This is a genomic window from Herbiconiux sp. L3-i23 (assembly GCF_023734115.1).
Classification (GTDB): Bacteria; Actinomycetota; Actinomycetes; order Actinomycetales; family Microbacteriaceae; genus Naasia.
This window is the reverse complement of sequence record NZ_AP025737.1, coordinates 3,129,167-3,139,861: the sequence shown is the minus strand read 5'-3', so window position 1 is coordinate 3,139,861 and position 10,695 is coordinate 3,129,167. Positions and strand designations below refer to the sequence as shown.

Annotated in this window: 12 protein-coding genes; 8 read left to right on the top strand and 4 right to left on the bottom strand. The window is 66.9% G+C overall.

From position 1 onward, the window contains the following. Positions 1–298 precede the first annotated feature (298 nt). From rpmH to NGH83_RS14960, 8 genes are read left to right on the top strand one after another with little or no spacing between them, the layout of a single operon-like run. On the top strand, positions 299–436 hold the full coding sequence (gene rpmH, locus NGH83_RS14995) for a 50S ribosomal protein L34 (RefSeq protein ID WP_022881903.1): 138 nt from the start codon (positions 299–301) through the stop codon (positions 434–436). Next, positions 437–769 carry a ribonuclease P protein component gene (gene rnpA, locus NGH83_RS14990; RefSeq protein WP_371872700.1) on the top strand — a complete coding sequence of 111 codons (333 nt, stop codon included), beginning with the start codon at positions 437–439 and terminating at the stop codon, positions 767–769. It begins immediately after the preceding gene. Continuing rightward, positions 766–1,074, top strand: coding sequence for a membrane protein insertion efficiency factor YidD (gene yidD, locus NGH83_RS14985; RefSeq protein WP_251857045.1), 309 nt, complete (start codon positions 766–768; stop codon positions 1,072–1,074). The genes rnpA and yidD overlap by 4 nt, the downstream gene beginning before the upstream one ends. A gap of 3 nt (positions 1,075–1,077) precedes the next feature. After that, positions 1,078–2,022 carry a membrane protein insertase YidC gene (gene yidC, locus NGH83_RS14980; RefSeq protein WP_251857044.1) on the top strand — a complete coding sequence of 315 codons (945 nt, stop codon included), beginning with the start codon at positions 1,078–1,080 and terminating at the stop codon, positions 2,020–2,022. Further along, the gene (locus NGH83_RS14975; protein WP_251857043.1) at positions 2,019–2,483 is read left to right on the top strand and encodes a R3H domain-containing nucleic acid-binding protein; all 465 of its coding nucleotides are present in this window, start codon (positions 2,019–2,021) and stop codon (positions 2,481–2,483) included. The genes yidC and NGH83_RS14975 overlap by 4 nt, the downstream gene beginning before the upstream one ends. A 55-nt stretch (positions 2,484–2,538) precedes the next feature. Continuing rightward, positions 2,539–3,123, top strand: coding sequence for a 16S rRNA (guanine(527)-N(7))-methyltransferase RsmG (gene rsmG / locus NGH83_RS14970; RefSeq protein ID WP_251858551.1), 585 nt, complete (start codon positions 2,539–2,541; stop codon positions 3,121–3,123). Between the two features lie 55 nt (positions 3,124–3,178). Next, positions 3,179–4,099, top strand: coding sequence for a ParA family protein (locus tag NGH83_RS14965; RefSeq protein ID WP_305881788.1), 921 nt, complete (start codon positions 3,179–3,181; stop codon positions 4,097–4,099). Next, entirely contained in the window at positions 4,099–5,052 is a 954-nt protein-coding gene (locus NGH83_RS14960) for a ParB/RepB/Spo0J family partition protein (protein ID WP_251857042.1), read from the top strand. Before NGH83_RS14965 ends, NGH83_RS14960 begins: the two co-directional genes overlap by 1 nt. Before the next feature lie 1,738 nt (positions 5,053–6,790). Here NGH83_RS14960 and NGH83_RS14955 read toward each other — a convergent pair. From NGH83_RS14955 to trxB, 4 genes are all read right to left on the bottom strand, one after another. After that, the gene (locus NGH83_RS14955) at positions 6,791–7,744 is read right to left on the bottom strand and encodes a D-alanine--D-alanine ligase (RefSeq protein ID WP_251857040.1); all 954 of its coding nucleotides are present in this window, start codon (positions 7,742–7,744) and stop codon (positions 6,791–6,793) included. A gap of 14 nt (positions 7,745–7,758) precedes the next feature. Next, positions 7,759–9,075, bottom strand: coding sequence for a PLP-dependent aminotransferase family protein (locus tag NGH83_RS14950; RefSeq protein WP_251857039.1), 1,317 nt, complete (start codon positions 9,073–9,075; stop codon positions 7,759–7,761). Between the two features lie 124 nt (positions 9,076–9,199). Continuing rightward, entirely contained in the window at positions 9,200–9,526 is a 327-nt protein-coding gene (trxA, locus tag NGH83_RS14945) for a thioredoxin (RefSeq protein WP_251857038.1), read from the bottom strand. Positions 9,527–9,592: 66 nt separating this feature from the next. Beyond that, positions 9,593–10,615: a thioredoxin-disulfide reductase gene (gene trxB, locus NGH83_RS14940; protein ID WP_251857037.1), complete on the bottom strand. Its 1,023-nt coding sequence runs from the start codon at positions 10,613–10,615 to the stop codon at positions 9,593–9,595. Positions 10,616–10,695: the final 80 nt, after the last annotated feature.

Here is a 10,695-nt window from a genome sequence, read left to right as displayed (position 1 = left end):
GCTCGCACACGGTTGCTCGTCGGACGCGCTTCGGCGTGCTGTTTCACGCTAATCAGGCATGCGGCGCTAATCAAATCCTCCTCGAGGAATACGGCGGGTCGCAGCCGGGAGGTCGGGGGCTCGAGGCCTAGGCTCGATCTCTCGCGGTGGTGTCGTTTGACCACGAGCGCTCGAGCGCGTATTTTTAACCAGTTGTCCGCGCCGGGCCTGCTCTTCTTAGGAGCTGCCGCCGGGCAGGGTCTCCCGGATTGCGTACGCGGGCGCCCACGAACTTTCCCGATCCTGTTGGAGCACCGCTATGAGCAAGAGAACCTTCCAGCCGAACAACCGTCGCCGCGCGAAGGTCCACGGCTTCCGTCTGCGCATGCGCACCCGCGCCGGCCGCGCCATCCTCGCCGCGCGTCGTCGCAAGGGCCGCACCGAACTCTCCGCGTAGTTGTTGCCGCGGGCGAACCGGATCATCACCGGCGCTGACTACCGTCGTGTCTCACGCCGGGGTCGCCGCAGTGCCGGTCGGTTCACCGTGATCTCCGTCGCTGCGGCGACCACCGACGACGCCCGCTTCGGGTTCATCGTCACGCGGAAGCTCGGTGGCGCCGTGGTGCGCAACCGGGTACGCCGCCGTCTGAAGGCGATCGCCCGTTCCCTGGTCGACCAAGGCATGCCGCCGGCCGACATCGTGGTGCGCGCTCTTCCCTCCTCCGTCACAGCGGACTGGACTAGCCTTCAGGACGAGGTATCGGCTGTGGCACTAGGGAGATCACGATGAGAAGGGTCGCCGTTGGGGCGATCCTTCTCCCCCGCAACCTGCTCGTCCTGCTTCTGCGGGGTTACCGCGCCGCCATCTCGCCGCTGTACGGCGATGTGTGCCGCTACTACCCCTCCTGCTCGAGGTACGCCCTCGAGTCCGTGCAGGAACACGGCGCCATCGCCGGTTCCGCACTCGCCGCCGCCCGCGTATGCCGCTGCCATCCGTGGGCAGCCGGCGGCGTCGACGATGTCCCCCGTAGGCGGCGCTTCCGCTACCAAGTAACGCCGTTCGGCTTCGTCGTCGGTGCCACGAGAAAGGTCTGACCCGTGGATCCCATTTCCATCATCCTGTGGCCGATCAAGTGGGTGATCGAGCTCCTGCTTGTGGCGTTCCACGCGATGTGGTCGGCATTCGGTCTCGACCCCGCGGCCGGACTGACGTGGGTGCTGTCGATCGTCGGTCTCGTGATCGTCGTGCGCGCCGCGCTCATCCCGATCTTCGTGCGGCAGATCAAGAGCCAGCGGCGGATGCTCGAGGTGGCGCCGCAGCTGAAGAAGATCCAGGACAAGTACAAGGGCAAGCGCGACCAGTTCTCCCGCGAGGCGATGTCCCGCGAGACCATGGAGCTGTACCGCAAGACCGGTACCAACCCGCTGAGCTCCTGCCTGCCGCTGCTGCTGCAGATGCCGATCTTCTTCGGTCTCTTCTCCGTGCTCAACGATGCGCAGAACTCGAAGGTCGGCGTGGGGTTCCTCAACGAGAACCTCGCGCGGCAGTTCGGTGACGCCACACTGTTCGGGGTGGCTCCTCTGCACGATACCTTCGTCGGCACGTCCAGCTGGGAAGTCCGGGTCGTGGCCGTGGTCATGATCGTGTTGATGACGGCCTCCCAGTTCATCACCCAGCTTCAGATCGTTTCGAAGAACATGGCGCCCGAGGCGAAGAACAGCCCGATGTTCCGTCAGCAGCGCATCCTCCTCTACATCCTCCCCCTCGTCTTCGCCGTCTCGGGTGTCAGCTTCCCCCTCGGCGTGATGTTCTATTGGCTCACCTCGAACTTCTGGACGATGGGCCAGCAGTTCCTCGTCATCCGCAACATGCCGACGCCTGGCTCCGACGCAGCCAAGGCGCGCGAGGCTCGCCTCGCGAAGAAGGGCAAGCTGCCCAAGGGCGAGACCACCGAGGCCGAGGTGATCGTGGCGCCGAAGCCGGCGCAGCGTCAGCAGCCGGTCGGCAAGAACCGCGCGAAGAAGTCTGGAGCCAAGAAGTGACCGAAGCCCCCACGACCGTGGACGAAGGCGACATCGCCGCCGACTACATCGAAGAACTGCTCGACATCTGCGACCTCGGCGGCGACATCGACATCGATGTCACTGACGGGCGGACGACCATCAGTGTCGAATCCGAGTCACCGGCTGAGCTCGCCGTGCTGGCGACTCCCGATGCGGTGGCCGCTCTGCAGGAGCTCACGCGTCTCGTGGTTCAGGCCCGCACGGGTGAGTACTCCCGTCTGGTGCTCGACATCGGCGGCAGCCGAGAGGCCCGTCGTCGCGAGCTCTCCCTGCTGGTCGACGACGCTATCTCCCGCCTCGATGCAGGCGAAGCTCGCGTGGACTTCGATCCGATGACCTCCTACGAGCGCAAGATCGTGCATGACCTCATTGCCGAACGTGGTCTGACCTCGGAGTCCGAAGGCGAGTCGCGCGACCGGCACATCGTCCTCACTCGCTGAGCGCCGAGTGGTTTCACGTGAAACGCTCGAGGCGGAGCCGCGTTACGCCGCTGAGATGTTCGGCGAGCGGATCGACGTCGCGCGCGGCTTCACCGATAACCTCGCCGATCAGGGTGAGCTCCGCGGTTTGATCGGTCCCCTCGAACTCCCCCGACTCTGGTCGCGGCACGTTCTCAACTCCGCCCTCCTCGCCCCGCTGATGCAGGGCTCTGTAGCGGATATCGGCAGCGGTGGCGGACTGCCCGGTCTCGTACTAGCCATCGCGCGACCCGACGTGCACTTCACGTTGGTGGAACCGATGGAGCGTCGCACCGACTGGTTGAGCGAGCAGGTGCAGTCGCTCGGACTCGAGAACGTCGACGTGCGTCGAGCGCGCGCCGAAGACCTCGGGGTCAGCCGCTCCTTCGATGTCGTCACCGCCCGGGCCGTCGGCGCGCTGTCCAAGCTCATTCCGATCACCGCTCCCCTGGTTCGCCCGGGTGGTGAGCTGGTGCTTCTGAAAGGCGCGGCAGTGGACCAGGAGGTCGCGAAAGCCGCCAAGGTCATCTCCCGCCACCGCCTGTCCGATCCTCGCGTGGAAGTGCTGGGCGACGGAACGCCGATCGAGTCGACGCGGGTGTTCAGAGCTAGAGTGGACTGACTCCGGCGACTCGGCTCGGACCCCCAGCTCTTCTTCTCACCGCCAAGGGTTTCACGTGAAACAATCCGATTCCGGCGCGCTCGGTGCTGCCTCCCCCGCTGCTTTCGACAGCAGTACACCGCTTGCTCGCGAGCTCGCCGATATCACCCGGCGCCGTCAGGCTCTCGAGGTCGGGACGCTGCCGAAGCCGGCTGAGACGCGCATCTTCACCGTCGCGAACCAGAAGGGCGGCGTCGGTAAGACGACCACCACCGTCAATCTCGCGGCAGCGCTTGCGCGCTCGGGCGCCCGCGTGCTGGTGATCGACCTCGATCCGCAGGGCAACGCGTCGACCGCGCTCGGAGTCGAGCACCGGGCCGACACGGTGAGCGTGTACGACGTGATCGTCAACGACGCCTCCATCGACGAGGTCGTGCAGCGCAGCCCCGAGTTCCCCGGTTTGTTCTGTGTTCCGGCGACCATTCACCTGGCCGGCGCAGAGATCGAACTCGTCTCACTGGTCGCCCGCGAGCAGCGTTTGCGCACCGCCCTGCATGCTTACCTCGAAGAGGATGGCATGTACGACTACGTCTTCATTGACTGCCCGCCGTCGCTCGGTCTGCTCACGATCAACGCGTTCGTCGCCGCACGCGAGGTGCTCATTCCGATCCAGTGCGAGTACTACGCACTCGAAGGGCTGAGCCAGCTCCTGCGCAACATCGAGCTGATCGAACGGCACCTCAACCCGCGTCTGCGGGTGTCGACCATTCTGCTCACGATGTACGACGCGCGAACCAACCTCGCCAACCAGGTCGCACAGGATGTGCGCGAGCACTTCCCGAAGGAGACGCTGGCGACGATCATCCCGCGGTCCGTGCGCATCTCGGAGGCTCCGAGCTACGGCCAGAGCGTGATCAGCTACGACACCAACTCCCCCGGCTCGCTGTCCTATCTCGAGGCCGCAGCCGAAATCGCACGACGAGGAGCAACATCCTGATGGCAACACCGAAGCGAACCGGCCTCGGCCGCGGAATCGGCGCCCTCATCCCCACCAGCGACGAAGGTGCAGCGCGCCCGGTCGACGTGTTCTTCCCCTCCTCGGACAAGGCGGCCTCGGAGCCGGGCGAGCAGCTCGTGGCGGTGCCGGGTGCTCGCCTCGCCAGCATTCCCGTCGACGAGATCCGCCCGAACGCGTTGCAGCCGCGCAAGGAGTTCGACCCTGAGGCGCTCGATGAGCTGGTCATCTCGGTGCGCGAGAACGGTGTGCTTCAGCCGATCGTCGTCCGGGCCAGCGTCGAAGGCGACTCGAAGTACGAGCTGGTCATGGGCGAGCGTCGCCTCCGCGCATCGAAGCGCGCGGGTCTGCGCACCATCCCCGCGGTCGTGCGCGAGACCTCCGACGACGCGATGCTGCAGGACGCTCTACTCGAGAACCTGCACCGCTCGCAGTTGAATCCCCTCGAAGAGGCTTCGGCGTATCAGCAGCTGCTCGCCGACTTCGGGATCACTCAGGATCAGCTGGCCACGCGCATCGGTCGTTCGCGGCCGCAGATCACCAACACCATCCGCCTGCTTCGCCTTCCGGAGCCGGTGCAGCGTCGCGTCGCCTCCGGCGTGCTGACGGCGGGTCACGCGCGCGCGATCCTCTCCCTCGGAGACGACGAGCAGGCGATGACCGAGCTGGCCGACAAGATCGTCAACGAGGATCTGTCCGTGCGAGCGACCGAGGCGACCGCGTCACGGGAGGCGAAGCCGAAGAAGGCGACGACCGCTGCCGGCAAGCGGCATGCGCAGCTCGATGAGATCGGCGAGCGACTCGGCGATCGTCTCGACACCCGGGTGAAGGTCACGCTCGGTGCGAATCGCGGTCGTGTGGTCATCGACTTCGCCACCGTCGCCGACCTCAACCGCATCCTCCGCGAACTCGGCGACGACGGCTTCCCGGCCTGACGTTTCACGTGAAACGCGCCTCGCCCCCCTGTCGGGCTGCGGTGTTTCACGTGAAACCGGGCGCCACTCCCCGGACGCACCGCAGCCATGCTGGTGCACCTGTCACCGGCCGTCCGCGACCATGTGCACTGCGCTCCCGCTGCGCGCTAGCGGGCTACCCGACGTCTGGTCGCTGAGGAGGGCCATCAGGCTCGTCGCGATGCGAAAGCGACCGATCACGGCCGCAGACGGCCTCCTCAATGACCGGGTGCACGCTGCCGCTCGTTAAGCGAAGCGATACGCGGGCCGCGCGCCCCTCACTCGGTATCGCTCCGCTCAGCGAGCGGGCTCCCCTGGTCGCTGAGGAGGGCCGCCAGGCCGGTTGCGATGCGACACGAGCTGAAGGATGCGCCGCCGCGGAGATCTGCAGGTCATGTCATTTCCTGACGGCCGTTGGCGGCCTCTTCAATGACCAGGTGCGCGCCGGGATCCCCTTGGTCGCTGAGGAGGGCGGCCAGGCCCGTCGCGACGCGACGTGAGTCTCCGGGTGCGTCGGTGTGGGGAAGTGCAGGTCATGTTATTTCGAGACGGCCGTTGACGGCCTCCTCAATGACCGCATGCACCCGGCCGCCCGTTGAGCGAAGCGATCCGTAGGCACCGCGCCTCGCCCTCCGCATCGCTTCCCTCAACGAGCGGGTATCCCCTTGGTCGCTGAGGAGGGCCGCCAGGCCCGTCGCGATGCGACATGAGTCTCGCTTTCACCGGTGTGGGGAACTGCAGGTCATGTCGTTTCGCGACGGCCGCGGGCGGCCCCCTGTATGACCAACGAGCGGGTATCCCCTTGGTCGCTGAGGAGGGCCGCCAGGCCGGCCGCGATGCGACGCGAGTTCCCGGAATGCGCCACTGTGGGAATCTGCAGCTCCCGTCATTTCGCGACGGCCGTGAACGGGTCCTCAGTAACCAGGTGCGTGCCGAGCTCCCCTTGGTCGCTGAGGAGGGCCGCCAGGCCCGTCGCGATGCGACATCAGTCTCCGGTGCGCCGGTGTGGGGAGCTGCAGGTCATGTCATTTCGCGACGGCCGTGGACGGCCTCCTCAATCACCGGATGCGCGCTCTGCCGCCCGTTGAGCGAAGCGATACCTAGGCACCGCGCGTCGCCCTGCGCATCGCTTCGCTCAACGAGCGGGCTTCCTTGGTCGCCGAGGAGGGCCGGCAGGCCGGTCGGGATGCGACCTGAATTCGGGTGCGCGGCCGCGGAGAGCTGCAGCTGTCGTCATTTCGCGACGGCCGTGGACGGCCTCCTCAATGACCGGATGCAGCGCGTCTCGCCTTGCGTATCGCTTCGCTCAACGAGCGGGTTTCCCTGGTCGCGGAGGAGGGCCGTCAGGCCGGCCGCGATGCGACACGAGTTTCCAGGGTGCGACGCCTGGAGATCTGCAGCTCATGTCATTTTGCGATGGCCGTGGGCGGCCTCCTCAATGACCGGATGCAGCGCGTCTCGCCTTGCGTATCGCTTCGCTCAACGAGCGGGCTCCCCCGGTCGCTGAGGAGGGCCGCCAGGCCCGTCACGATGCGACATGAGCTCCGGGTGCGGCGGTGTGGGAAGCTGCAGGTCGTCACTTCGCGACGGCCGTAGACCGCCTTCTCAATGACCAGATGGGGTTGCGTAGCCACGAAGGAGCGCATCGAGTTCGTCAGCGCCCGGTTCGCACCGACGTCGCCTCGACTCACAGCTGAGGCGACGTTTCACGTGAAACGTGTCACAGGTTCGTGATGGCCGACTCCGCGATACGGCTGTAGACGTCGGCGAGCTGAGCACCGGTCGCTCTGATCGCCTGCGGCACTGTCGATGTTTCGGTGAGACCGGGGAAGACGTTCGCTTCGAGGAACCAGACCTTGCCGTCTTCGCCGACGATCATGTCCACTCGGGAGAGATGTCGCAGCCCCAGGCTCCGGTGCGCCAGCAACGCCAGCTCCGACGCCGAGGTGGCCGCTGCTTCGGAGATACGGGCCGGAGTGTAGAAGCGGGTCTCCCCCGCGTTGTAGCGAGCCTCGAAGTCGTACTCACCGTCGACCGGCGCGATCTCGACCGCCGGCAGCGCGCGTGCGCCGTCTGCCGTGTCGATCACGCCGACCGCGATCTCGACTCCCGGGACGAACTGCTCCACCAGCGCGTCGTCGCCGTAGGTGTACGCCTCGACCATCGCGCGGGAGAGCGCATCGGCGTCCCGGACGATGGTGACGCCTTGCGAGGATCCGCCGCGGGCGGGCTTGACGACGAGCGGCATCGGGAAGCTGCGACGCACGACCTCGAGCACCGACGGGGCACCGAGTTCACGGAAGCTGTCCCGCGAGAGCGCGACACCGATGGGCGTCACTCCCCCGGCGTTCGCGACGACGGTCTTCGCGACCGGCTTGTCCCACGCCAGCCGAGCGGCGCGGTGATCGGAGCCGACGAAGGGGACGCCGGTGGTCGCGAGTAGCGCGCGGAGGGCGCCGTCCTCGCCGCTCGCGCCGTGCAGTGCTGGCCATACGACGTCAGGGCGCTCGTCGGTGATGCGTCCGAGGAGTCCGGCGTCGGGCTCGAGGATCTCGACGTGCCAACCGGCGCTCGTCAGAGCGTCGGCGACTCGACGGCCGGAGCGCAACGAGACCTCGCGCTCGTGCGAGATCCCGCCGGCGAGGACGAAGGCGCGACGTGCAGGTGTTGGCATCGGTGATCTCTCTCTCAGCCGAGGTCCGGCGGCGGGCTGACGACATGGCGCTCGTCGTCGACGACACGAAGCGACCCGGTGCCCGAGAAGGCGTCGAGCAGCGACAGCTCACCGCCGACGACGTTGGCGAGGCGCCGGATTCCGAGACGGATCCGGTCAGGGGTCGGGTGGCAGAACGACAGGCGCATCGCGTTGCGTCCCGTCCCGTCGGCGAAGAAGGCGGTGCCCGGTGTGTAGGCGACGAGCTCGGTGACCGCGCGCGGCAGCATCTGCTTCGAGTCGAGCTCCTCGGGCAGGGTCACCCACACGTAGAAGCCACCGGACGGGTCGTTCCACGACAGCTCCGGCAGGAACTCCCCCAGGGCGCCGATCATGGCCTCTTTGCGCTCACGGTAGACGCCGCGGAAGGTGTCGATCTGCGCGCGCCAGTCCGCCGTCTCGAGATAGCGACTGACCACCAGCTGGTTGAAGGAGCTCGGCGAGAGGATGGCCGACTCGGCGGCGAGCACCAGCTTCTCCTTGATCGCATGCGGTGCGACCGCCCACCCGACTCGGAAGCCGGGTGCGAGCGTCTTCGAGAACGAGCCGAGATAGACGACGCCCTCCTCGTCCAGTGACCGGATCGGCGGCGGGGGCGCCTCGTCGAAGTACAGGAGGCCGTACGGGTTGTCCTCGATGACGAGGATGCCGTTCGAGCGCGCGATCTCGAGGATCTCGACCCTGCGCTCGGCCGACAGGGTCACCCCGGCCGGGTTGTGGAAGTTGGGGATCGTGTAGAGGAACTTGATCGTGCGCCCGAGGGCCCGTTGCTGCGCGATCGCCTCGCGGAGCGCCTCGGGGATGAGGCCGTCCTGATCCATCGCGACGTGGACGGTCTTCGCCTGGTACGAGCGGAACACTCCGATCGCACCGACGTAACTCGGAGCCTCGGCCAGAACGACGTCACCGGGGTCGAGGAACAGTTTCGCGACCATGTCGATGGCCTGCTGCGAACCGGTGCTCGTCACCACGTCGTCGACGCTCGCCGAGATGCTCTCCTCGGCCATGACGTCAAGGATGCGCTCACGCAGCGCGGGCACGCCCTGCCCCGAGCCATACTGCAGCGCCGTCGGGCCCACATCCGTCATCACGCTGGAAAAAGCGCCCCTGATCAGGGAATCCGGCAGTGCGGAGACATAGGGCATGCCACCGGCGAGGGAGACCACTTCGGGCCGCGATGCGACGGCGAAGAGCGCACGCACCTCGGATGCCGCGAGACCGGACGTGCGCTCTGCGTAGAGGTCGTACCAGGGGTCGAGATTGGTTCCACGACTGCCGGCGGTGTCGGACACGGTCTCCTCGATTCAGGCGAAGGGCCTGCGGGCTGACCGCAGGGCCTCTTCACGACGATAGTGGGCGGATAGAAAAGAAAAGACCCGCTCGGCTGATGCCGAGCGGGTCGAAAGCTACCGTCGGTCAGGCCAGGAATGCTGCCAGTTCCGACTCGAGTGCAGGCTTGGGCTTCGCGCCGATGACGCTCTTCACGACCTCGCCGCCCTGATACACCTTCATCGCGGGGATGGAGGTGATGTGGTACTTCGCCGCCGTCTGAGGGTTGTCATCGACGTTGAGCTTGACGATCTCGATCTTGTCGCTGTTCTCGACGGCGATCTGCTCGAGGATCGGGCCCACCGCACGACAGGGGCCGCACCATTCGGCCCAGAAGTCGACGATGACGGTCTTGCCCGAGTTCAGGACGTCCTGGTCGAACGTCTGGTCGGAAACCTCTTTGAGGCTGGACATGTGTATTTCTCTCCTTGCGACTGGCTCAGTGTATAGCCGTGCCCTGCACGGCGATGGTTCGGAAGGTTACGCGCGGGCGACGAGCTCGCCCTCGGTGTCGACGGTGCTGCCCGCGACGGGAGCGGATCCCTCGTCGACGGCGCCGACCGCGCTCTTCAGGAGCTCCTCGGGCAGCGACGCGAGGTAGTGCTCGGCGTCGAGGGCGGCGACGGTGCCCGATGCGGCAGCGGTGACGGCCTGACGGTAGGTCGGGTCGATCACGTCGCCGGCGGCGAACACACCGGGCAGGTTCGTCTTCGACGAGCGCCCCTCGACCGCGATGGTGCCCTCGACGGTGAGGTCGAGCTGCTGGTGGAACAGGTGCACCCGCGGGTCGTTGCCGACTGCGATGAACAGGCCGGTGACCTCGAGCTCGCGCTCGCTGCCGTCCTGGGTGTCGCGGAGGGTAAGTCCGCTCAGCTGGGTGTCGCCGTGGATGGCGGCGACCTCGCTGTTCCAGAGGAACTCGATCTTCGGGTTGTCGAACGAGCGCTGCTGCATGATCTTCGATGCGCGCAGCGAGTCGCGACGGTGGATCACGTAGACCTTGTCGGCGAAGCGGGTGAGGAAGTTGGCCTCCTCCATCGCGGAGTCGCCACCGCCGACGACGGCGATCTCGTGCTTGCGGAAGAACGCCCCGTCGCAGGTGGCGCACCAGGAGATGCCGTAGCCGCTCAGGCGGTCCTCGTGCTCGAGGCCGAGCTTGCGGTAGGCGGATCCGGTCGCGACGATGACGGAGAGGGCCTCGTGGACCTCGCCGGAGCCGAGCGTGACCTTCTTGACCTCGCCGGTCAGGTCGACGGAGGTGACGTCGTCGTAGACGATCTCGGCGCCGAAGCGCTCGGCTTGGGCCTGCATCTTCTCCATCAGGTCGGGCCCCATGATGCCCTCGGGGAATCCAGGGAAGTTCTCGACCTCGGTGGTGTTCATCAGCTCACCGCCGATCTCGACCGAGCTGGCGATCACGAGCGGCTCGAGCTCCGCGCGCGCCGCGTAGACAGCGGCGGTGAACCCGGCAGGGCCCGATCCGATGATGATCATCTGACGCATGCGAACTCCTTGTTCTGAACCACTTGTCCCGACGGCCTCGCGGCCGGGGATCAGGGCCCTCTCGGACCCACCCGATGAAA